This window comes from Blastococcus sp. SYSU DS0669 (assembly GCF_054050895.1).
Genome location: NZ_JBJHAE010000002.1, coordinates 245,958 through 266,105, shown reverse-complemented (window position 1 = coordinate 266,105; position 20,148 = coordinate 245,958). Strand labels below are relative to the sequence as shown.

Annotated in this window: 24 protein-coding genes; 7 read left to right on the top strand and 17 right to left on the bottom strand. The window is 74.8% G+C overall.

Annotated elements, in window-relative coordinates; genetic code table 11:
- The first annotated feature begins 5 nt into the window (after nucleotides 1-5).
- Nucleotides 6-869, top strand: coding sequence for an SGNH/GDSL hydrolase family protein (locus tag ACI792_RS03805; RefSeq protein WP_456582861.1), 864 nt, complete (start codon nucleotides 6-8; stop codon nucleotides 867-869).
- A gap of 57 nt (nucleotides 870-926) precedes the next feature.
- Here the strand turns inward: ACI792_RS03805 and ACI792_RS03800 are convergent, their stop codons facing one another.
- The 4 genes from ACI792_RS03800 to ACI792_RS03785 all read right to left on the bottom strand — a co-directional run bounded on the left by ACI792_RS03800 (nucleotide 927) and on the right by ACI792_RS03785 (nucleotide 4,945).
- Nucleotides 927-1,220, bottom strand: a complete 294-nt coding sequence (locus tag ACI792_RS03800) for a flagellar FlbD family protein (RefSeq protein WP_456601395.1) — start codon at nucleotides 1,218-1,220, stop codon at nucleotides 927-929.
- A 142-nt stretch (nucleotides 1,221-1,362) separates the two neighbouring features.
- Nucleotides 1,363-2,667 carry a hypothetical protein gene (locus tag ACI792_RS03795; RefSeq protein WP_456601394.1) on the bottom strand — a complete coding sequence of 435 codons (1,305 nt, stop codon included), beginning with the start codon at nucleotides 2,665-2,667 and terminating at the stop codon, nucleotides 1,363-1,365.
- Nucleotides 2,664-3,095 carry a hypothetical protein gene (locus tag ACI792_RS03790; RefSeq protein ID WP_456601393.1) on the bottom strand — a complete coding sequence of 144 codons (432 nt, stop codon included), beginning with the start codon at nucleotides 3,093-3,095 and terminating at the stop codon, nucleotides 2,664-2,666. Before ACI792_RS03790 ends, ACI792_RS03795 begins: the two co-directional genes overlap by 4 nt.
- Nucleotides 3,092-4,945 carry a hypothetical protein gene (locus ACI792_RS03785; RefSeq protein WP_456601392.1) on the bottom strand — a complete coding sequence of 618 codons (1,854 nt, stop codon included), beginning with the start codon at nucleotides 4,943-4,945 and terminating at the stop codon, nucleotides 3,092-3,094. Before ACI792_RS03785 ends, ACI792_RS03790 begins: the two co-directional genes overlap by 4 nt.
- 89 nt (nucleotides 4,946-5,034) lie before the next feature.
- On the opposite strand from ACI792_RS03785, the gene ACI792_RS03780 reads away from it, so the two are divergent.
- Nucleotides 5,035-5,835: a MerR family transcriptional regulator gene (locus ACI792_RS03780; RefSeq protein ID WP_456601391.1), complete on the top strand. Its 801-nt coding sequence runs from the start codon at nucleotides 5,035-5,037 to the stop codon at nucleotides 5,833-5,835.
- On the opposite strand, the gene ACI792_RS03775 is transcribed toward ACI792_RS03780, so the two are convergent.
- The gene (locus ACI792_RS03775; RefSeq protein ID WP_456582855.1) at nucleotides 5,832-6,050 is read right to left on the bottom strand and encodes a hypothetical protein; all 219 of its coding nucleotides are present in this window, start codon (nucleotides 6,048-6,050) and stop codon (nucleotides 5,832-5,834) included. The two genes, ACI792_RS03780 and ACI792_RS03775, sit on opposite strands and share 4 nt — an antisense overlap.
- Before the next feature lie 48 nt (nucleotides 6,051-6,098).
- Nucleotides 6,099-7,037, bottom strand: a complete 939-nt coding sequence (locus ACI792_RS03770) for a siderophore-interacting protein (RefSeq protein ID WP_456601390.1) — start codon at nucleotides 7,035-7,037, stop codon at nucleotides 6,099-6,101.
- Between the two features lie 134 nt (nucleotides 7,038-7,171).
- Between ACI792_RS03770 and ACI792_RS03765 the strand changes: the two genes are divergently transcribed.
- Nucleotides 7,172-8,131 (top strand): ABC transporter substrate-binding protein, encoded by a 960-nt coding sequence (locus ACI792_RS03765; RefSeq protein ID WP_456582853.1) that lies wholly within the window; start codon nucleotides 7,172-7,174, stop codon nucleotides 8,129-8,131.
- A 108-nt stretch (nucleotides 8,132-8,239) separates the two neighbouring features.
- Here the strand turns inward: ACI792_RS03765 and bfr are convergent, their stop codons facing one another.
- Nucleotides 8,240-8,722, bottom strand: a complete 483-nt coding sequence (bfr, locus tag ACI792_RS03760; protein ID WP_456601389.1) for a bacterioferritin — start codon at nucleotides 8,720-8,722, stop codon at nucleotides 8,240-8,242.
- The gene (locus ACI792_RS03755; protein WP_456582851.1) at nucleotides 8,709-8,939 is read right to left on the bottom strand and encodes a (2Fe-2S)-binding protein; all 231 of its coding nucleotides are present in this window, start codon (nucleotides 8,937-8,939) and stop codon (nucleotides 8,709-8,711) included. The genes bfr and ACI792_RS03755 overlap by 14 nt, the downstream gene beginning before the upstream one ends.
- A 140-nt stretch (nucleotides 8,940-9,079) precedes the next feature.
- Between ACI792_RS03755 and ACI792_RS03750 the strand changes: the two genes are divergently transcribed.
- Genes ACI792_RS03750 through ACI792_RS03740 form a run of 3 tightly spaced genes read left to right on the top strand, consistent with a single transcriptional unit; the run spans nucleotide 9,080 to nucleotide 11,608 of the window.
- Entirely contained in the window at nucleotides 9,080-9,862 is a 783-nt protein-coding gene (locus ACI792_RS03750; RefSeq protein WP_456601388.1) for an isocitrate lyase/PEP mutase family protein, read from the top strand.
- A gap of 10 nt (nucleotides 9,863-9,872) precedes the next feature.
- Nucleotides 9,873-10,397 carry a class I SAM-dependent methyltransferase gene (locus ACI792_RS03745; RefSeq protein WP_456601387.1) on the top strand — a complete coding sequence of 175 codons (525 nt, stop codon included), beginning with the start codon at nucleotides 9,873-9,875 and terminating at the stop codon, nucleotides 10,395-10,397.
- 32 nt (nucleotides 10,398-10,429) lie between these two features.
- Nucleotides 10,430-11,608 (top strand): acyl-CoA dehydrogenase family protein, encoded by a 1,179-nt coding sequence (locus ACI792_RS03740; RefSeq protein ID WP_456601386.1) that lies wholly within the window; start codon nucleotides 10,430-10,432, stop codon nucleotides 11,606-11,608.
- 106 nt (nucleotides 11,609-11,714) lie between these two features.
- On the opposite strand, the gene ACI792_RS03735 is transcribed toward ACI792_RS03740, so the two are convergent.
- Both ACI792_RS03735 and ACI792_RS03730 read right to left on the bottom strand, forming a co-directional pair.
- Nucleotides 11,715-12,464: a histidinol-phosphatase gene (locus ACI792_RS03735; RefSeq protein WP_456601385.1), complete on the bottom strand. Its 750-nt coding sequence runs from the start codon at nucleotides 12,462-12,464 to the stop codon at nucleotides 11,715-11,717.
- Entirely contained in the window at nucleotides 12,461-12,769 is a 309-nt protein-coding gene (locus tag ACI792_RS03730) for a response regulator (RefSeq protein ID WP_456601384.1), read from the bottom strand. The genes ACI792_RS03735 and ACI792_RS03730 overlap by 4 nt, the downstream gene beginning before the upstream one ends.
- A gap of 248 nt (nucleotides 12,770-13,017) precedes the next feature.
- Between ACI792_RS03730 and ACI792_RS03725 the strand changes: the two genes are divergently transcribed.
- Entirely contained in the window at nucleotides 13,018-13,737 is a 720-nt protein-coding gene (locus tag ACI792_RS03725) for a response regulator (protein WP_456582846.1), read from the top strand.
- Between the two features lie 99 nt (nucleotides 13,738-13,836).
- Here ACI792_RS03725 and ACI792_RS03720 read toward each other — a convergent pair whose 3' ends face one another.
- The 7 genes from ACI792_RS03720 to ACI792_RS03690 all read right to left on the bottom strand — a co-directional run bounded on the left by ACI792_RS03720 (nucleotide 13,837) and on the right by ACI792_RS03690 (nucleotide 20,146).
- Nucleotides 13,837-14,241, bottom strand: a complete 405-nt coding sequence (locus ACI792_RS03720) for an Hpt domain-containing protein (protein WP_456601383.1) — start codon at nucleotides 14,239-14,241, stop codon at nucleotides 13,837-13,839.
- A 172-nt stretch (nucleotides 14,242-14,413) separates the two neighbouring features.
- Nucleotides 14,414-16,186 (bottom strand): sensor histidine kinase, encoded by a 1,773-nt coding sequence (locus ACI792_RS03715; protein WP_456601382.1) that lies wholly within the window; start codon nucleotides 16,184-16,186, stop codon nucleotides 14,414-14,416.
- Complete coding sequence (locus ACI792_RS03710; RefSeq protein ID WP_456601381.1) at nucleotides 16,183-16,617, bottom strand: response regulator transcription factor; 435 nt, start codon at nucleotides 16,615-16,617, stop codon at nucleotides 16,183-16,185. Before ACI792_RS03710 ends, ACI792_RS03715 begins: the two co-directional genes overlap by 4 nt.
- A gap of 221 nt (nucleotides 16,618-16,838) precedes the next feature.
- Nucleotides 16,839-17,606 carry a DUF3618 domain-containing protein gene (locus ACI792_RS03705; RefSeq protein WP_456601380.1) on the bottom strand — a complete coding sequence of 256 codons (768 nt, stop codon included), beginning with the start codon at nucleotides 17,604-17,606 and terminating at the stop codon, nucleotides 16,839-16,841.
- A 26-nt stretch (nucleotides 17,607-17,632) separates the two neighbouring features.
- Complete coding sequence (locus ACI792_RS03700; RefSeq protein WP_456582605.1) at nucleotides 17,633-18,160, bottom strand: phage holin family protein; 528 nt, start codon at nucleotides 18,158-18,160, stop codon at nucleotides 17,633-17,635.
- A 1-nt stretch (nucleotide 18,161) separates the two neighbouring features.
- Nucleotides 18,162-19,013, bottom strand: coding sequence for a hypothetical protein (locus ACI792_RS03695; protein WP_456601379.1), 852 nt, complete (start codon nucleotides 19,011-19,013; stop codon nucleotides 18,162-18,164).
- Nucleotides 19,014-19,324: 311 nt separating this feature from the next.
- Nucleotides 19,325-20,146 (bottom strand): enoyl-CoA hydratase/isomerase family protein, encoded by an 822-nt coding sequence (locus ACI792_RS03690; protein WP_456601378.1) that lies wholly within the window; start codon nucleotides 20,144-20,146, stop codon nucleotides 19,325-19,327.
- Nucleotides 20,147-20,148: the final 2 nt, after the last annotated feature.

Sequence of the window (20,148 nt, the reverse complement as noted above, 5' to 3'; positions counted from 1 at the left end):
GAGACGTGCGCCGTCTCGCTACCTGCGTCCTCGCCGCCGTCGCGGTCCTCACCGGCGTCGTGGTGGCGCCCTCCGCCCAGGCCGCGCCGGCCCCGCTGCGCTACGTCGCCCTCGGCGACTCCTACAGCGCGGCCTCCGGCGTCCTCCCGCCGGACCTCGCGGCCCCGCCGCAGTGCCTGCGCTCGACCCGCAACTACCCGAACGTGATCGCCCGCGCGATCGGCGCCCAGCTCACCGACGTGACCTGCGGGGGCGCGGAGACCGGCGACTTCTTCACCGGGCAGCACCCCGGGGTCGCCCCGCAGCTCCAGGCGCTGGGCCGCGACACCCAGCTGGTCACCATGACGATCGGCGGCAACGACAGCGGCGTCTTCATCAACTCGGTCCTGGCCTGCAGCTCGGCCGGGCTCAGCACGCTCGGCCAGGGCAGCCCGTGCAAGGACCGGTACGGCACCTCGTTCACCGACACGGTGCGCAGCACCACCTTCCCGGCGCTGGTGGAGGCCCTGCGGGCGGTGCGGGCGGCGGCGCCGAACGCGCGGGTCGCGATCCTCGGCTACCCCTGGATCGTGCCGGCCAGCGGCGGTTGCTTCGACCGCATGACCATCGCCGCGGGTGACATCCCGTACCTGCGCGACCTCCAGGCGACCCTCAACGACGTGGTGCGGCGGGCGGCGTCCATGTCCGGGGTCACCTACGTCGACCTGAGCCGCGTCTCGGACGGCCACGACGCCTGCCAGCCGATCGGCGTCCGCTGGATCGAGCCGGTGCTGCAGGGCCTGAACCCGGTGATCGTGCACCCCAACGCGCTGGGCGAGGCGGAGATGGCCGCACGCGCCATGGCGGTGCTGCGGCTCGACCGCCGCTGAGCTGAGCGCGGCGTGCGGCGGCACGGTCGGGGAGGCGCCCCGGCCGGGCCGCCGTCGTCAGTGGGGGACGGCGCCCAGCCCCGGCTCGGGCGCGCGGCCGCTGCCGCGCCGCCGGGCGAGCCGGGCAGCGGCCGGCAGGGCGGCGTACCCGTCGGTGAGCCGCGACCGGGCGACGAGCGCACCGGCGCGGTGGGCGGCGATCGAGCGCAGGACCTCCTCGAACGCCGTCTCGACGACGTAGTGGGTGCCGTCGACCAGGTGGACGACCGTGTCGGCGTGGCGCTCGATCCGCTCGATGTGGTCGGGGTCGACGGAGAAGTGCTCGCCGTTGCGGCAGGTCACAGCGATCACGAGGCGGTCCTTTCGCACTCGTCGGCCCGGGGACCGGTGGGCCGGTCCGGAGGTCGGTCCGGCACGGGGGCCATCGGCAGGCCGGGGCCGGTGCTGGAGGCGGCGAGCGCGGGAAGCGCCCGAAGGGGTGAGCGGGCCCGGCTCAGAAGCCGAACAGCAGCCCCAGCCCGCCGAGGGTGAGCAGCACCATCACGACGACCAGCGGGAGCTGGTCGGACGCCCGCGCGTGCCGGGCCGAGAGCAGCGCGCGCTCGTGCGCCAGCGTCACCCCGGCGACGTGGCCGGCGATGATCGCCCCCACCTGCACCAGCGCGATCGCGTCCGAGCCCACCGCGGTGAGGTCGACCCGGTTGCCGTAGGTGCCGAACAGGTCGACGCCGGCCGCGCCGAACGGGTTGCTCACCAGGATCCAGGTCCGCTGCCCGTCGAGGAGCAGCAAGCTGAAGTAGTGCGCGACCGTGTAGCCCAGCGCGATCGGGATGACGGTGGTCGCGTACCGCCCCGGCTGGACGCCCGGGTCCTGACCGGCCAGCCGACCGGAGAGCCGGGTGCCCAGCGCGTAGAGGACGGCGACCACGGCGATCGACGCCAGCAGCCCCACGGTGCCCGAGAGCACGTCGTCCCCCGCCCCCGGACCGGTCTGCCACCACACCGTGCGGGTGAGCCCGTCGAATCCTGTCGAGCCCAGCAGCACGACCACGAGGGCGGTCAGCCCCGGTTCGGCCGGGGTGGCCAGGGCGTTGGCGAGCGGGTTGCGCAGCACCAGCCGGCCGTCGTCCCGCCGTCCCCAGGGGGAGAGCCGGGCGACCAGCGCGGAGTAGGCCTCGAACCCGTCGCCGCGGGCGAACCACCCCTCGCCGAACCACAGCGACAGCGCCACGTGCACGAAGGCGTGCAGCAGCAGGAACACCGCGACGGTCACCGGCTCGGCGCGGCCCGGGACGACCAGTTCCAGCCAGACGAAGACCAGGAGCGAACCCGCGGCGGGCCAGACCCCCAGGGAGGGCAGCCGTGCGGCGCCGGGTGGCGCGGGCACGGCGGGGCGCAGCAGGCGGTGCAGCAGCCGGAGCGGGTTCGCCACCCGCCAGACCGGCCCGAGGAGCAGGCTCGCCGGCACGAGCCCCACCCAGAACGTCACGTACAGGACCCAGGGCGCCAGGTTGCCCGAGGTCTCGTCGGGCCCGAGCAGCGCGACCGCGACGACGAAGGCCGAGACCGCCAGCGCCAGCGCCTGGAGCCCCCGCCGCAGCGGGGCGCCGTCGAGCAGCCGCTGGAGTCCCGCGGGCAGCGGGCGGCCCGACTCCGGGCCACCCAGCCGCGGCGTGCGCCAGAACAGGAGCAGGACGGCGAAGCCGACCAGGATCGCCGCGCCCGCGCCGTACAGCGCGAAGCCGATCGGGATCGGGAGGTCCGTGCGCGAGCCGACCCCGTGCGCGAGGAGGCTCACCCGACCTGCAGCGTGAGCAGCACCGTCCCGGCCCGGTGCAGCTCCAGCTCGAACACCCCGGGGATCGTGGCGTCGAACGTCAGCTCCGCCGGCTGCCCCGGGACGAGGCCGGCCAGGACGTCGTACCCGTGCAGGTGGGCCTCGTCGGCGACGTCGGAGGTGACGACGACGGTGACCGGCTCGCCGACCGGCACCGGCACCCGGCTCGTGCCTCCGGTGACCTGGCCGTCGGCGTACCGCACCTCGATCCGCCGGCCCGCCGCCTCGGACGCGGGGGCCGGCGGGTAGCTGCCGCCGGGGGTGGTCGCCACGGGGGAGACGGCTGGTGCCGCCGTCCCCTCGCCGACGGGGGCCGGCGTGCCGGCGCAGCCGGCCAGCACCAGCGCCAGCGGGACCAGGGCGGCGGCTGCCGCCCCGCGGCGGGTCACCGGCGCACCGCCCCGGTGGTCACGCGCTCCAGGGGGCCGTCGGCAGGGGCGTCGGCGAACGGCTCCGCCACGGCGGCGCGGCGGGCGTACCGGCCCACGCCCCAGGCCATCGCGGCGACGAGCGCGAGCGTGCAGGCCAGGACCACGAGGTTCGCCACCAGCCAGAGGCCACCGCCGGCGTCCTTCAGCTCCCGCTGCAGGATGTCGATCTCGGGGATCGCGCTGCGGGTCATGCCGTCCTCGGCCGGGATCTCGTCGGCGGGGATGGCCTCGTCCCGCGGCAGGTAGATCGGGAACGCGGTGAGCACGCGCCCGTCGTGCACGCGCAGCAGCGTCTTCCACGTGCCGTGCAGCGGCACGGGCTCGGTCGTCCGGTACTCGCCCTCGCCGACCCGTTCCAGGGAGGTCACGACCAGGCCCTGGCCCTGCCACGCGGTGATCTGCACCCACGCGGGGTCGTCCGGGAAGCCGGCGGGGTCCAGCCGGACGCCGATCTGCGCGGTGCGGGGCTCGGTGGTGACCTCCTCGATGGTGAAGGTCGCCTCGACGTCGTCGGGCACGGTCGCGACCAGGCCGTTCGCGACCGCCGCCGCCAGCACGGCGAGGCAGGCCAGCAGCGCCCCGCGGGCGACGGCGGGACGCGGCAGCCGGCGGCGCAGGCCGGAGGCGAGCAGTGCCCCGAGCACGGCCCCGGCGACGCCGCCGGCGAGCGCCATGAGGGTGCCCTCGACCAGGATGTCGCTGCCCCAGGTGAGCTCCTGGACGACGCGGGTCCACCCGGCCTCGGTCGCGTGGCCGACGGTGCCGATGGCGACGCCGGCCAGGGCGCCGAACAGCAGGGGCCGGCGGGCCGGGGGCAGCGCCAGGGCCAGGAGCTCGACCAGGAGCGCCGACCCCAGGTAGAGCGGGAACGTGGGGACGATCTCGTCGAAGACCGGGCCGACGACCAGCGCGATGGCGCTGCGGACGACGAGGAAGAACGCCGTCGCGGCGAGCGCGCCGCCGCGGCCGATGAACATGCGGGCGGCGACCAGCGCGATGCCGGCGGCCGCGGCGATGAGGAACGGCTCCAGCACCAGCCGGAACTGCGGCACGTCGAAGTCGTACTCGCCCTGGAACACCGACATGCCCAGCAGCAGCCCGCCCATGGCCGAGGTCCGCCGGGCGAACCGCGCGGTGCGGCCGCCCGCCCGGTCCCCGTCGTCGGTGGAGAGCCCGCCGTGGCCCTCCTGCTCCAGGACGAGCAGCCCGATGATCGACAGGCCGGCGCCGCCGATCAGCATCAGGTGCGTGGGGCCCCACAGCGTCACGTCCTGGCCGAACATGCGGTGCCACACGTCGTCGAGGGGGAAGCCGAGCAGCGCGTAGAAGCCCGCGCAGGTGAGCAGGATGCCGCCGACCGGGACGTCCCAGCCGCGGACGAACCGCACGGCGGCCGGGCCGGGCCGCTCGTCCAGCGGCATGGCGCAGGCGAGCACGCCGCCGGCGAAGACACCGAAGAGCCCGAAGAGGATGAGGTAGTGGGCCGGGTTGGCCAGCGGTCCCTCGTCGCGGCCCACGCCGATGTGCAGCGCGATGTCCCACAGCATCCCGAGCAGGGCCGTGAGCAGCGAGACCGTGGTGAGCAGGGTCGGGAGCGCCACCCAGGCCGGCGCGCCGGTGGCGGCGCCCAGCCGGTCGCCCACCCGCGTGAGCACGGTGGACCGCCGGGTGCGGTGCGCGAGGACCAGGGCCAGCAGGACCACCGTCAGGAGGACGCCGATGCCCGTGGCGAGGACGACCTCGCCCAGGGCGGCACCTCCGGCCGGTCGTGTCTCGGCGGTGAGCAGCACGGTTTCCCTCCCAGGCATGTAGCTATGGAACATCAGTAACAGTTACATCGGCAACTGGTACATGGAACGAGCGACATAGGCTGAGGTGACGAGGAGAGGGGGAGCAGGTGAGCGCAGCACCGCCCGGGCCGGCCGGTGAGGACGCCGAGCGTGAGCTGACCGTCGACGAGCTGGCCGCCCGTGTGGGGCTCACCGTGCGGAACGTGCGGGCCTACTCGGCACGCGGGCTGCTGCCCCCGCCGCGGCTGGCCGGCCGCACCGGCTACTACGGCCGCGAGCACGTCGCCCGGCTGCTGCTGGTGCGCGAGATGCTCGCCGAGGGCTACTCGCTGGCGATGATCGAGCGCACCCTCACCGGCGCGCCGCCCACCGCCAGCTCGGCCACCCTCTCGCTGCACCGGGCGCTCCTGAAGCCCTGGCTCCCGCCGGAGCCGGAGGTCGCCACGGGCCCCGAGCTGGCCGCCCGGACGGGCGCGCCCGTCGACCCCGAGCTGATCGACCAGCTGGTGGAGCACGGCATCGTGGAGCGGCTCGACGGGGAGCGCCTCCACGTGCACGACCCGGCCCTGCTCATGGCCGGGCTCCAGGTCGTGGGGCTCGGCGTGCCGGCCACGGCGCTGCTGGCGGCCCAGGCGCAGGTCGACGAGCACGTGCGGGCGATCAGCCGCACCTACGTCCAGTTGTTCGTCGACACCGTCTGGCGGGCCTTCGTGGAGGCGGGCGCGCCGCCGGAGCAGCTCGACGACATCCTCGCCACGGTCACCCGGCTCCAGCCGGTGGCGGCGCAGGCGGTGCTGGCGGCCTTCCGCACCGAGATGGCCGCGGAGGTGGCCGGCGCCGTGGAGGCGGCCCTGGGTGAGCTCGAGGACCAGCGGGAGCCCGGCGACCGGTCCGAGCCCGGGGGCTAACCGTTCGGCGGGCGGTCGGAGGGCTCGCCGTCGGCGATCCGCTCCCGGGTCCTGCCCTCGCGGTCGGCCTCGGCCGCCGCCTCCCGCGCGGTGAGCCGGCGGTCGCGCACGACGGCGCCGGCGACCAGCGCCACCAGGACGGCCGCGGGCACGAAGAAGCCGACGGTCCCGATGACGCTCAGGCCGTCCGTGGCGAGGACGTCGTAGCCAGGCACGGCCTCATGTGACACCGGACGATGACACGATGTCAAACGCAGGCGGCGTCAGTCGGAGCCGCGGCCCTCGCGCCAGTAGCCCATGAAGGCCACCGACCGGCGGTCGACCCCGGCCTCCTGCACCAGGTGCCGGCGCAGGCCCTTGACCACACCGGCCTCGCCGGCGAGCCAGGCGTAGACACCGGAGGAGCCGGGCGCGGCGGCGCCCTCGGCGGGGACCTCCCAGAGGATCCCCTCGTCGACGTCCACGTCGGCCAGGTCGGGCGCGGGGGAGGGGGCGATCAGCTCGCCCAGCTCGCGCACCGCGGCCAGGACGGCCTCGGTGAGCAGCTGCCCACGCGGCGCGGCGGGGGCGCCGTCGGCGGGCCAGCGGGGCAGCCAGGTGATCTCCACCCCGGCCGGGGCGGCGACGTTCAGGGCGTCACCGGCCGTCGGCACCTCGAGCAGGACCTTGGCGCGCGGGCCCGCGGGCAGGCCCTCGACGATCGCGCAGATCGCCGGCACTGCGGTCTCGTCGCCGGCGATCAGCAGGCAGGAGGCGTCGGCCGGCGGGTGCCACTCGAAGCCGCCCGTCTCGCCGGGGAAGCGGGCGTTCGGCGCGACCAGGACCACCTCGTCGCCGGCGGCGGCCTGCTCGGCCCAGGCGGAGGCGGGCCCGGTGGCGCCGTGCAGGACGAAGTCGACGTCGACCTCGCGGTGCTCGGGGCGCAGCGCCCGGACGGTGTACGTGCGGATCGGCATCCGGCGCTCCGGCGGCAGGGCGCGCCAGGCGCCGTACCAGTCCTCGCCGGCCGGGCAGTCGAGGATGCCGCGCCCCGGCAGCGGCAGCATGACCTTGATCCGCTGGTCCCGGCCGTTGGACGTCAGGTCGTCCATCTCCGGCCCGGTGAAGGTGATCCGCAGGAAGCTCGGGCTGAGCCGCTGCACCCGCGCGACCTGCACCGGGAAGGTGCGGTAGGCGGGGATCTGCGCGATCTCGACGGTCACGGCGGCTCCCGGGCTCGGTCGGTGTGGGCGCCCGCTTACTTAGGCTAGCCTCACCTGGCTTCCGGCAGTGTTCCACACCGACGCCGGCCGATCCAGATGCACATCCCCTGACCTGCGCCGTCCGAAGGAGAACGATGACCATGCGCCCCTTCCGCGCGACCGCCCTCGCCGTGGTGGCCGCCCTCGCCCTGGCCGCCTGCGGTGGGAACGCCGAACCCGACGACGGGGTGGCGGCCGCGGCGGCCGCCGGCGAGGCCGAGTTCCCCCGCACGGTCGAGCACGCCATGGGCACCACCGCGATCCCGGCGGAGCCGCAGCGGGTCGTCGTCCTGGACACCGGCGAGCTGGACTCGGCGCTCTCCCTCGGGGTGACCCCGGTGGGCGCGGTGACCACCGACGTCTCCGAGGAGTTCCTCAGCTACCTCGCCGACGACGCCGAGGGCGTCGAGGTCGTCGGCACCATCGCCGAGCCGGACCTGGAGGAGATCGCGGCGCTGCAGCCCGACCTCATCCTGTCCAACTCCGTGCGCCACGAGGCCCTGTACGACCAGCTGTCGCAGATCGCCCCCACGGTGTTCGCCGAGTTCCTCGGGGTGACCTGGAAGGAGAACCTCGAGCTCGCCGCCGAGGCGCTGGGCAAGGAGGAGGAGGCCGAGGCCGCGCTCGCCGAGTACGAGGAGCGGGCCGACGAGGTCGGGCAGGCCGTGGGGAACCCCGCGGAGACGACGGTCAGCCCGATCCGCTTCGTCGGTGGCCCGATCCGCGCCTACCAGCCGGAGTCGTTCATCGGCACGGTCCTGGCCGACATCGGCCTGGACCACGTCGACCTGCCCGAGGGCGAGATCCCCACCTTCGTGGAGCTGAGCCCGGAGGAGATCACCGAGGCCGATGCCGACGTCATCCTGTACTCGTCCTTCGGCCCGGCAGCCGAATCCGGTGAGGCGCAGGTCGTGGCCGGACCGCTGTGGCCGCTGCTGACCGCCGTCACCGACGGCCGGGCCTTCGCCGTGGAGGACGACGTCTTCTACACCGGTATCGGGCTCACCGCCGCGACCCTCCAGCTCGAGGCGCTGGAGGACCTGCTCGCCGGCTGACGCGCCGAGGGCCGCCTCCCGGTGATCGGGGGGCGGCCCTCCGTGCTCGGCCCCTCCGCAGGGTCCCGCGCCGAGCCTGCGACGCGTGGGGGGCAGAGGGGTCCTTCTTCAGGGCGTCCCGGTGGAGATCTGCGCGGCCAGGTACTGCGGGGAGCCCACCCGCTCGATGGCGGCGAGCTGCGCCTCGAACCAGTCGGCGTGCTTCTCCTCGTCCAGGACCATCTCCTCGAACACCGACGCGGTGCCGTGGTCGCCGAGGTCGTGGCACTCCTTGGCCGAGGCGTTGAACTGGGCGACGGCGGCCTTCTCGCTGTCGAGCGCGAGCACCAGCATCTCCTCGGCGGTCTCGCCCACGCGGATCGCGCCGAGGCGCTGCAGGTTGGGGTGGCCGTCGAAGAGCAGGATGCGCTGGATGAGGGCGTCCGCGTCGCGCATCTCGTCGATGGAGAGGTCGTAGTAGACCTTGCCCAGCTTGGGCAGACCCCAGGCGTCGAGCATGCGGGCGTTGAGGAAGTACGTGTTGGTGACCGTCAGTTCGAAGGTCAGTGCGTCGTTGAGCAGTTCGACCACGCGGGGGCTAACGGGCTGCACCGGATACTCCCAGCTCTCGCTCGGCCGAACGCTCGGTCGCGCGCCCGGCCCGGACCGGGCAATGCTGACACACCAGGTCGCGGAGCGAGTCGACGCAGTTGCCGCAGGTGCGCCCGGCCCCGGTCTCGCGGGCGACGTCGGCGACGCAGCGCGCGCCGTTGGCGATGGCCTCGAGGATGTCGCGGTCGGTCACCACGTTGCAGTGGCACACGTACATGGAGCGGGTCGCCTATCGCGAGACGGCAGGGCGGTGCTGCTCCGGCACCTGCCCCGGGCAACGGGTGCAGGTTAGCCTTACCTGACCGGCTTGCGCCAGACCACTGGTCAGGGCACCACGGCGGCGCCTAGGTTGCCGGCATGGCCGACCTGGCATCCCGCGCCCGCACCCTCCTGCGGCTCCACACCGATCCCCGCATCCTGGTCCTGGCCAACGTCTGGGACGTGACCTCGGCCCGGGTGGTGGCCGCCACGCCGGGGACCGGTGCCCTGGCCACCGCCAGCCACGCCATCGCGGCGTCCCTCGGGTACGAGGACGGCGAGCGCATCCCGCTGGACCTGCACCTGGACGTGGTGCGGCGGATCGCCGCCGCCGCCGAGCTGCCGGTCTCCGTGGACATGGAGGCCGGGTACGGCGACCCGGGCGGGACGGCGGCGCAGGTGATCGCGGCCGGCGCCGTCGGCGGCAACATCGAGGACGCGCGCCGCCCGCTGGACGAGGCGGTCGCCGCGGTGGCGCAGGTGCTCGCGGCCGGCCGCGCCGCCGGCGTCGACTTCGTGCTCAACGCCCGCACCGACGTCGTCCTGCTCGCGCCGGAGGGCGCCGACCGCGCGGCCCTGCTGGAGGAGGCGGCGCACCGGGGCCGCGCCTTCCTGGCCGCCGGCGCGGCCGCGGTCTTCGTGCCCGGCGTCGTCGCCGCCGACGAGATCGCCGCGCTGGTCGGGGCGCTGGGCCGGGGGAGGCTGAGCCTGCTCGCCGTCCCCGGCGCCACGCCGCCGGTCGCGGAGCTGGAGCGGATGGGCGTCACCCGGGTCTCCACCGGCCCGTTCACGCAGCGGGCCGCACTGACCGCCCTGCAGGACGTGACGGCGGCGTTGCTCGCCGGCGGGGTGCTGCCCGCGGGCACCCGGATGCTGAGCTAGGCGACCCGGCGTGCGGGCGTCGGAGCGGCTGACCTGGGCGGCGGGCCTGGTGGCCCCGGCGCCCGGGGAGCGGGTGCTGGAGGTCGGCTGCGGCCACGGCGTGCTCGTCGACCTGCTCGCCGCCCGGCTGCCGGGCGGGCGGGTCGTGGCGGTCGACCGCTCGCCGGCGATGGTCGCGGCGGCGACCGCCCGCAACCGGGCGTCGATCGAGGCCGGCCGGGTCACCGTCCACGGCGGGCCGCTGGTCGCCGCGGAGCTGCCGGAGCGCTGGTTCGACGCCGTCGTCGCGTTCGACGTGCGGGCCTTCTGGACGCCGCCGGGCACCGAGTGGGACGTCGTCGACCGGGTGCTGGCCCCCGGCGGCCGGGTGGTCGTCGGCTTCACGGAGATGGGGCCGGGCACCGTCGAGCAGGTCCGGGCGGGCGTCCGCCGGACGGCGGGGGAGCGCGGTCTCGTCGAGCACGCCCTGTACCGGGCGGCGACGGCGCCGCTGCCCGCGGCGGCGGTCGAGTTGCGGCGCGCGGCCGGCGGGTAGGAGCCCGAGGCCACCGACGAGAGGACGCCCGCATGACCGACGACCTGCTACCCGGCGACCTGTACGCCTACGAGTCCCTGCTGCCGGCCGAGGAACGGGAGGAGCTCGCCGGCATCCGCCGGTTCCTGCAGGAGGAGGTCAGGCCCCATGTCAACGAGCACTGGGAGGCCGCCACCTTCCCGATGGAGCTGATCCCGCGGTTCGCCGAAGCCGGGCTGGTCGGCCGGAGCTACGACACCGAGGGCTCCCCGCGGGGCTCGCGCCTGTTCACCGGCTTCATCGCGCTGGAGACCTCGCGCGTCGACCCGTCGATGGCCACGTTCCTCGGCGTGCACAACGGGCTGGCGATGGGGTCGATCGTCAACCTGGGCTCCGAGGAGCAGAAGCGGCGCTGGCTGCCCGGCATGCTGGCCCTCGACACGATCGGCTGCTTCGCGCTCACCGAGCCGCACGGTGGCTCCGACGTCGCGCTCGGCCTGGAGACCACCGCCCGGCGCGACGGCGACGAGTGGGTGATCGACGGCGCCAAGCGGTGGATCGGCAACGGCACCTTCGCCGACATCGTCGTCGTCTTCGCCCGGGACGTCGCCGACGACTCGGTGAAGACCTTCGTGGTGGAGAAGGGCACCCCCGGCTTCACCGCGACCAAGATGGAGGGCAAGTACGCGCTGCGCACGGTGCAGAACGCCGACATCACCTTCGAGGGCTGCCGCATCCCGGCGGAGAACAAGCTCGAGGGCGGCAACACCTTCAAGGACGTCAACCGGGTGCTCAAGCTGACCCGGGGCGGGGTCGCGTGGAACGCCGTGGGCTGCCAGATGGGTGCGTTCGAGGCCGCCCTGGCCTACGCGAAGGAGCGGGAGCAGTTCGGCCGCCCGATCGCCGGTTTCCAGCTGATCCAGGACCTCCTGGCCCGCATGGCCGGCAACGTCACCGCGAGCCTCGGCATGGCCGTCCGCGTCTCCCAGCTGCAGGAGGAGGGCATCTTCCGCGACGACCACGCCGCGCTGGCGAAGAGCTTCGTGACCAGCCGGGCACGCGAGACGGTGGCGTGGGCGCGCGAGCTGCTCGGCGGCAACGGCATCCTGCTCGAGCGCGACGTCGTCCGGTACTTCAACGACGCCGAGGCGCTCTACTCCTACGAGGGCACGCGGGAGATCAACCAGCTCATCGTCGGGCGGGCGCTGACCGGGGTGAGCGCGTTCACCTGAGCCGACGGTGCGGCCCGCCCCGCCCCGGGTCAGGGGGGCGGGCCGGGCCGCGGTCTCCGGGCGGTCTACCGATCGCCGCGACGTCCGACGCCGGCGGAGAGGACGGTCACCGAGCGCCGACCAGCCGGGTCGCGGACGCCGCGTCGGCCACCCAGGAGTAGCGGCCCACGGTCGTAGCTGCGTGGCTGTCGGTGGAGCCGACCAGGGTCACGCCGGCGGCGGCGAGGGCCAGCACCACGCGGGGCCCGGGGCAGCGCCACTTCTCGTTGACCTCGACCGTGGTGCCGGTGCGCACCGCGGCCCGCGCGATCGCGGCGATGTGCTCGTCGAGCAGGTCGCTCTCGTGCAACCCGATCTTGGGCAGCACCGAGAAGAGGTGGGCCAGCTGACCGCGACCGGCCCGCTCCATGGCCCGCACGGTCGCGTCGACGAGGAGGGAGAGCGCGTCCTCGGCGGACAGCCCGCCCTCCATCTCCTCGAGCGTGCGGCGGGGGTCCCACGGGCCGTCCAGCCCGGGGAACTGGTGGTCGGCGATGAGGATGCGGTCCACCCCGCCCGGCCCGACGAGGAGGTCGTCGGGGACGTCGAGGCGCCCGGAGGCGTCCAGGATCTTCGCCTCGACGCCGGTGAGCACCTCGAGCCCCTCGATGCGGGGCAGCGCGGCCACCTCGGCGAGGAAGCCGGGCACCCACGTCGTCGTCGACCGGACGTGGTCGACCATGCGGATGCTGGCCAGCCCGGTGTCGCGGGCGGAGATCAGGTTCTCCATCGGCGCGCTGACGGCGTCGTCGGACCAGGTGGAGTGCACGTGGTGGTCGGTGAGCAGCAGGTCGAGGTCCTGCACGGCGGTAGTCATCGGGCGGCCTCCTGGGCGAGGACGTGGGACGGGGAGGAGAAGACGTCCTCCAGGCAGGGCCGGGCGACCCTCGGTACCGCGGGGCGCAGCTGGCGCAGCCGGTCGAGCGACTCGAGCCCGGACATGCCCGGCATCTCGATGTCGGTGATCGCCGCGTCGAACTCGGAACGCGAGGCCAGGGCCAGCGCCTCCAGCGGGTCCGCGCACGTGGTCACGGCCATGCCGCCCCGCTGCAGCACGGTGCGTACGAAGAGTGCGGTGTCGGGGTCGTCGTCGACGACCAGGACGTGCAGAGCACCGTCCACGGTTCCGGCTCCCGTCGGTCGGGTCCCCCGGGCTGGCCGGGAGGGGAGACGCGTGTGTCCCCGCGGGAGTTGACGGCCGCGACCGCGGAACCCATGAGCCGGGCTCCCCACCCCTCACCCCATGGGGTGGGGCCGCCCCCGCGGGCGACGCGACGCCCGCTCAAGCCCACGGGCGCGCCTGCCGATCACCCGGTCAGGTGACCGGAGGACCAGCCTCGGCACGCACAGCGACCAGCGAGGAGGACGTCGTGCCGGAGCAGTCCGTGCTCGTGGTGGAGGACACCCCGGAGATCCGCGAGCTCGTGACCACCGTGCTCGAGCGGGCCGGCTTCGCCGTGCGGGCCGTGGGCACCGGTGCCGAGGCGCTCGAGGAGGTGCGGCGCGACCAGCCGGACCTGATCGTGCTCGACCTCGGCCTCCCGGACGCCGACGGCACCGAGGTCTGCCGGCAGATCCGCGCGGAGACGCCCTGCTACGTCCTCATGCTCACCGCCCGCGCCGAGGAGGTCGACCTGCTCATCGGGCTGGCCGTCGGTGCCGACGGGTACATGGCCAAGCCGTTCTCCCCGCGCGAGCTCGTGGCCCGGGTGCAGGCGATGCTCCGGTTCCCGCGGACCGGGCCGCAGCCGGCCGGGGCGCCCGCGCCGGTGGACGAGTCGGTGCGCCGGCTCGCCGAGCTGGAGGTCGACGAGGACAGCCGCGAGGTGCGGGTGGACGGCGCCGTCGTCGACCTCACCCGCACCGAGTTCGACCTGCTCGCCGCCCTCGCCTCGCGACCGGGCCGGGTGCTCCAGCGGGAGACGCTCCTGCGCGAGGTCTGGCACACCGACTGGGAAGGCAACCTGCGCCTGGTCGAGGCGCACATGTCGAACCTGCGCCGGAAGCTCGTGGCCGCGGGGCTGAACTCCCCGGAGATCAAGACCGTGCGGGGCGTCGGCTACCGGCTCGTCGCCACCGCCGCCGCCTAGCCCGACCCCTAGCCGCCGCCGGGGCATAGGAAGCTGTCCACGCGCCTCGGGGCCGTAGGACGCCGGTGGAGCTCCCTATGCCCCCGGGGTCCGGGCGCTTCAGACGCCGGCGAGCTCCTGCAGACGGGCCACCCGGGAGTGGGCGAGCACCCCGCGGCGGGCGTCGGCGGCGATCTCGCGGCAGAGGGAGGCGACCTCCGGGTGGCCCAGCTGACCGCTGGTCCCGGCGAGGGCGTGCGCGGCGAAGGCGACCGCGGTCACGTCACCCGTGCGCGTGTGCCGGTCGATGGCGGAGAGCCGGGAGGGCAGCGCGTCGGCGTAGAGGTCCTGGAGCCGGGTCATCAGCTCGGCGTCCACCAGGTCGTCGTCCGCGCCGGCGTCCCCGGCTTGCGCGCCCGGCCCCGTGGTCCGGGCGCGCAGGAAGCCGAGGAGGCCGGCGCGGGAGACGATCGCGACGGTCCGGCCGGGGGCAGGGGCCGTCCGATCCACGGGCAGGCTGCTCATGTCCGTGCGTCTCCTGCGTCCGGGTGGGCGCCGGTCGTCCGGCGACACAGAGGACTCTGCGGGGCGAACCGCAGGCCGCCCGCGAGCGATGCGCAAGGAATCCGCAAGAACGGAAGGCCTTCCGCCCGTCCCCGAGAGGTGCGGGGGGGGGCAGGGCGGAGGGCCTCGCTGGTCAGGCCGCCGCGGGGACCGGGAGCGTCATGGTGAAGGTGGTGCCGACGCCCTCGGCGCTGACCAGGTCCAGCCTGCCGCCGTGGGCGGTGGTGATCGCCTTGGTGATCGTGAGCCCGAGTCCCACCCCCGGCACGGCGTTGCGCTGGGCGGTGGAGGACCGGAAGAACCGGGTGAACAGCTGCCCCTGCTCACCGGCGGGGATGCCCATACCGGTGTCGCTGACCGAGAGCCGCGCGACCGGCTCGGCACCGGGCGCCCGGTCCGCGCGGAGCTCCCCGCCGGTGGTCCGCCACATCGGCCGCAGGACCAGCCGCACCTCCCCGCCGGCGGGGGTGAACTTCACGGCGTTGGACACGAGGTTGTCGCACGCCTGCCCGAGGCGGACGGCGTCCCCGGAGACCACCAGGCCCTCGTCCGGCACGTCGACGACGATCTGCACGCCCGCGCCGGTGGCGGCCACCCGAGCGGTCTCCTCCGCGGCGCGGACCACGCCGGCCAGGTCGACGTCGGCCGGCTGCAGGGTGAACCGGCCGCTCTCCACCTGCGCGGTGAAGAGGAGGTCGCCGACCAGCCGGAGCAGCCGCTGGGCGTTGCGCTCCACCGTGGACAGGTACTGCCGCTGCTCGTCGGTGAGGGGTTGGTCCTCGTCGTCCATGACCAGCTCCAGGTACCCGAGGATCGAGCTCAGCGGGGTGCGCAGCTCGTGGCTGATCAGGCTGACGAACTGGTCCTTCATCCGCTCGGTGACGCGGGCCTCGGTCATGTCGGTGCCGACGAAGTTCCAGCCGGCGTGCGCCCCGCGGTCGTCCGAGCGCGGGGTGATGGCGACCGACACGGTGCGGTGGCTTCCGTCGGCGGCGACGTAGGTCCAGTCACGGATGTCGCTGCCGTGCTCGCGGGCGGCGTGCACGAGCGCCTCCAGGCCGCTGCCGCAGGCGCGGTCCTCGGCCACTGCGGCGAGCTCCTCCGGCAGGTGGAAGTCGAGGATCGAGCGGGTGCGGACCACGTCCGGCCGGAGCACGCCCAGCATCTTCTCCGCGCCGGGGTTCCAGACGCGGATGGTGCCGTCCCGGTCGGTGCCGATGATCGAATGCTCGGTGACCGCGTCGATCACGCTCGTCATGGTCTGCGCCCGGGCGGCGAGGATGCGTGAGGCGGTGTCCAGCTCGTCGGCGCGGCTCCGCACCTGCTCGAGCAGCGCTGCCTGCTCCCGCTGCAGCTGGGCGATGTGGTCCGCCTGGGTGCCCAGGCGGCGGGTGTTCTCGTTGACGGCGAGGCTGCCGACGGCGACCGCCAGCGTCCCCAGCAGCAGGTCGCCGGCGGCGGTCACCGGGGTCGCGAGCACGGGCACCGCCAGCACCGCGGTGCCGCCGAGCACCCCGATCAGCACGCCGCGGCGGTCCGGCCGGGTGGCGAGGGCCCACAGCGGGCCGACGAGGAGCAGCAGGGCGGCGGCGGAGCCGGTGCCCGCGTGCAGGAGGGCGACGGCACCCAGCTGCGCCACCGGGACGGCGACGGAGCCGACGAGGGGTCGCGAGCCGAGGGTGACCCAGGCGCCGGTGGCGGCCGAGGCGGCGGCCAGCCCCGCGAGCACGAGGCCGCGGTCCACGACGGGGACGGCACCCGCCAGCAGCAGCAGCGCGGCCGCGGTGAACAGGACCGTGCCCAGCACTGGTCCGTGGAGGGCGTCCGGCGAGCCGGCCGGTCCGGTGGACCGACGGGTCCGGGGGCGGCCGGCGTCCTGCGGGCGGTCGAGGACGGCGAGGCTCATGCCACCGGCTGCCGCACCGCGAGCGCCCGCACCTGATGCACCAGACCGGAGACGGTGAACGGCTTCGGTAGGTAGGCGTCGGCGCCCGCGGCCAGGCCGCGGGCGGCCTCGTCCGGGGACGCGCCGGCCGACAGCAGCAGGATGCGGATGCCCGCGGTCGCGGGCGTGCCGCGGAGGGCGCCGCAGACCTCCAGGCCCGTCGCACCCGGCATGGAGACGTCGAGGACGGCCAGGTCGGGCAGTTCCGACCGCGCCGCGGCCAGGGCCGCCGTGCCGTCGGGGACGGCGGCGACCACCTCGCAGCGGGCCTTGCGCACGGCGAGGCACACCAGGTCGCGGATGTCGTCCTCGTCGTCGGCCACCAGCACGCGGACCGCGCCGCCCGGGGCCGGCCCGGCGGGCCCGCCGGGGGAGTGCAGGACCGGGTCCACGCGGACTCCCGTCGGTCGTGGTCCCCGCCCGCGGCTGCGGAGGGACCGGTGTCGTCGTCCCGGGGAAGAACGGCGGCCCGTCGGGGGGCCTCCAGCAGGGGCCACACCACCTCACCCCTCGGGGTGGGGTGGGGTGGTGTGGCGCGGACAGCAGCGCGCCCCGCCGGGAGGACCCGGCGGGGCGCGCTGCTGTCAGGTGCGGGTCGGCCGACCCGCGGGTGTCAGGAGCCGGAGGTCCGGCTCTGCACCGACTCCTTGGAGTGCTGGGCCTGCCCCTGCACCGTCTCCTTGGACTGCTGGGCCTGCCCCTGCACGGTCTCCTTGGACTGCTGGGCCTGGCCCTGCACGTCCTGGGCCGCCGACTGGCCCTCCTGCTTGACGGTCTCGGCCGCGTCCTGAGCGGTGGACCTGACCTCCTCCACCGCGTGCTGGGCGGCCGGCTTGAGCTGCTCACCCATCTCCTGCGCCGCCTGCTTGGCGGGCTGGAGCAGCGCGTCCTTGTTCTCGCGCAGCGCGGTCTCGGCCTGGTGGGCCAGCTCCTGCTCCTTCTGCGTGGCGGGGAGCAGGCTGGAGACCAGCCACCCGACGCCGAAGGCGATCAGCCCGGCGGCGAGCGGGTTGCCCTGCGCCTGGCGCACGATCGTGTCCGGTGCCTGCTGGACGGCGCCGACCGCGGACGAGGCCGCGTCCTGCACGCTCCCGGCCGCGTTCGAGGCCGCGTCCTGCACGGAGCCGGCTGCGTTGGAGGCCGCGCCCTGCACGGAGCTGGCTGCGTCCGATGCCCGGTGCTGGGCCGAGGAGGTGGTGTCGTGGGCGGAACCCATGACCTTCTCCTTGAGGGAGGACATGCGGCCCTTGGCCGCGGTCACCCGCCGGTCCATGACGCGGGACGGGTTGACCTTCTCGTTGAGGGCGTCGACGTCGTAGCTGAGCTCGCGCCGGGTGTCCTCGATCTGCCGCCGGATGACGTCCGGGTCACTGCTGGTCATTGTTGCGACTCCTCGCGGTCTGGTGGTCAGTTGGGCTTCAGGGCGCCGGGAACCTGCGACAGGGTCTCGGCGGTGCGCTCGGGCTTCGGGTTGACCTGTTCGAACTTCTTCTTGCCCATCAGACCTGCCACCGCAGCGACGATGCCCCAGAGGACCGCGACGATCAGCGCGGACCAGCTGTGGCCCACCAGGTGGGAGAGCGCCCACCACAGTGCGATGGAGAGGAAGAAGATCATCATGTAGGCGGCGAAGCCGGCTGCGCCGAAGAGCCCGGCACCGGTACCCGCCTTCTTCGCCTCGACCTTGAGCTCCACCTTGGCGAGCTCGAGCTCCTGGCGCATCAAGGTCGACATGTCCTTGGCGACCTCGCCGATCAGCGTGCCGACGGAGACGCCCTCGACGTCCGGGTGACCGGCGTCGGTGGTCGGGGTGCCCATGTCGCCGCTGTACTGCTGGCCCTCGGCGTAGTCGGCCGCGTAGTTCTGCGGTGACGGGTCCGCGTAGCCCTGAGGGGTCGATCCCGCAGGAGTCGCCCCGGAGTAAGGGGTGCTCATGTCAGCGCACCTCACCGGGACGGCGGGCCGGGTCGTCCCAGCCCGCGGGCGTGGCCGGCGGGACCATGGTGCCGGCGGGCGGCACCGTGCCGTACGGCGGCGGAGGAAGCGGAGCGCCCGTGCCGGTGCCGGCGCCGGTGGTGGCGGTCGAGTACCCGGAGTACGTGGGGGCCGGGTCGACGTAGTTGCCGGGCGCGCTGTGCTGGCCGGAGCCGGAGCCGGAGCCGGAATCGCTGTGCGCGGCCCGGGCTCCGCTGGTCAGCCGGCCGGCGACGATGCCCGCGGCCGCGGCGCCGAGCAGGAACAGCCCCGGCTTGCGGCGGGCGAAGGTGCGCACGTCGTCGAGCAGCTGGGCGGGCTCGCGGTTCTGCAGCTTGTCGGCGAAACCCTCCACCATGCTGGAGGCCTGGTGGAGCAGGTCCCGGGCGGGCCCGGGGGCGCCTTCGCTGGAGCCGTCGGCGAGACCGCGCAGCTCCTGGGCGAGGGACGAGAGCCCCGTCGCCGCCTTCTGCTGCTGGCTGACAGCCTGGTCCTTGAGCTGGCTGCGGCCCTGCTCGAGCAGGTCCTTGGCCTGGCGCTGCGTCTCGCCGGCCACCTGCTTGGCCTGGTCGGCGGCGGTCGAGGCGACCTGGCTGCCGGCCTGCGCGGCCGTCTGCCCGACGTTGCGGGCCTCGTCCTTCGCGACGTCCTTGGTGTGCTGGGCCTCGCCCTTGGCGACGTCCTTGGTGTGCTGGGCCTCGCCCTTGGCGACGTCCTTGGTGGACGAGCTGTCGGTCGTGTTGGTGGTCGTGGTGCTGGCGCCCGTCGTGGCCGGAACCGGCGGCGGGAACGGGGCATCGATGGAGTGAGTCATCGGTCCTCCTCGGCATGCTTCGTGGTCGGTGGGGCGCTACCCCGCCGTCGTTCCGGCACACATCCGGGCGGCGGAGCACCGCGGTCGGAGGGCCGTGACGTCGATGGGGTCGGCGCCGCGTGGGTTCTGGCGCAAGAGCTGATCTGGATACCCGGCGCATCCGTGCGTCCCGGGGCGCGGCCGGAGGGCGGTGGGGCGGGCCGGCGCTGCACTGCACCGTCCCTCCGCGGCTCGTGGGAGCCCCGTTCCGCGCAGAGGGTGGGGTACCCCTGCCAGGGGGTAGGTGAAACCGCAAGATCGCGGGCGGTTGCTCAACCCGACCAGGGGAAACGCGGCGCGCGGCGCTCGGCGAACGCGGAGACGCCCTCGGCGAGCTCTCCGGCGGCGATCGTCTCGCGGTACCGCGCGGCGGCCAGCGCCTCGCCGTCTCCGCCGTCGGCCAGCGCGGCGACGACCTCCTTGGTCGCCCGCTGGGTGAGCGCCGAGCGGGATGCCAGCACCTCGGCGAACCGGTGCGCCTCGTCGTCGAGCCCACCGGGCTCGACGAGCCGGTCGACCAGGCCGGTGCGCAGGGCGGTGGCGGCGTCGATCAGCTCCCCGCTGTAGAGCAGGTACTTCGTCGTCGCCGGCCCCACGAGGTCCACCAGGGCCTTGGTGGAGGAGGGGGTGTAGACGATGCCGACCTTGGCCGGGGTGACGCCGAAGACCGCCGTCGGGTCGGCGAAGCGCAGGTCGCAGCAGCTGGCGAGCTCCACGCCGCCCCCGATGCAGTGCCCGCGGACGACCGCGATCGTGGGCCGGGGGAAGGTGCGCAGCGCGGTCTGCGCGGCGAGGTTGTGCCGCCGCACGTCGGCCATGGGGTCGACCGGGTCGGCGCCGCCCAGCAGGTCGGAGATGTCGGCCCCCGCGCAGAAGCTGGGGCCGGCACCGGTGACCAGCAGGACCCGGACGCCGGGGTCCGCCGCGAGCGGCGCCAGGACGGCGGGGAGCTCCTCCCACATGCCCACGGTCATGGCGTTGCGCTTCTCGGGCCGGTCGATGGTGAGGACGGCGACGTGCCCGTCCCGCGTCACGCGGAGGTGGGGGGCTCCCGTGCGGGCTCCCGGCGCGAGCGTGCGAGTGCTGGGGGGCAAGG

What these genes read in the sequence shown, in the direction of transcription:
- ACI792_RS03785 (WP_456601392.1), bottom strand. Translation starts at nt 4,945, where the DNA reads ATGCCTGGGAGGGAAACCGTGCTGCTCACCGCCGAGACACGACCGGCC.
- ACI792_RS03765 (WP_456582853.1), top strand. Translation starts at nt 7,172, where the DNA reads ATGACCATGCGCCCCTTCCGCGCGACCGCCCTCGCCGTGGTGGCCGCC.
- ACI792_RS03755 (WP_456582851.1), bottom strand. Translation starts at nt 8,939, where the DNA reads ATGTACGTGTGCCACTGCAACGTGGTGACCGACCGCGACATCCTCGAG.
- ACI792_RS03750 (WP_456601388.1), top strand. Translation starts at nt 9,080, where the DNA reads ATGGCCGACCTGGCATCCCGCGCCCGCACCCTCCTGCGGCTCCACACC.
- ACI792_RS03740 (WP_456601386.1), top strand. Translation starts at nt 10,430, where the DNA reads ATGACCGACGACCTGCTACCCGGCGACCTGTACGCCTACGAGTCCCTG.
- ACI792_RS03735 (WP_456601385.1), bottom strand. Translation starts at nt 12,464, where the DNA reads ATGACTACCGCCGTGCAGGACCTCGACCTGCTGCTCACCGACCACCAC.
- ACI792_RS03720 (WP_456601383.1), bottom strand. Translation starts at nt 14,241, where the DNA reads ATGAGCAGCCTGCCCGTGGATCGGACGGCCCCTGCCCCCGGCCGGACC.
- ACI792_RS03715 (WP_456601382.1), bottom strand. Translation starts at nt 16,186, where the DNA reads ATGAGCCTCGCCGTCCTCGACCGCCCGCAGGACGCCGGCCGCCCCCGG.
- ACI792_RS03705 (WP_456601380.1), bottom strand. Translation starts at nt 17,606, where the DNA reads ATGACCAGCAGTGACCCGGACGTCATCCGGCGGCAGATCGAGGACACC.
- ACI792_RS03700 (WP_456582605.1), bottom strand. Translation starts at nt 18,160, where the DNA reads ATGAGCACCCCTTACTCCGGGGCGACTCCTGCGGGATCGACCCCTCAG.
- ACI792_RS03695 (WP_456601379.1), bottom strand. Translation starts at nt 19,013, where the DNA reads ATGACTCACTCCATCGATGCCCCGTTCCCGCCGCCGGTTCCGGCCACG.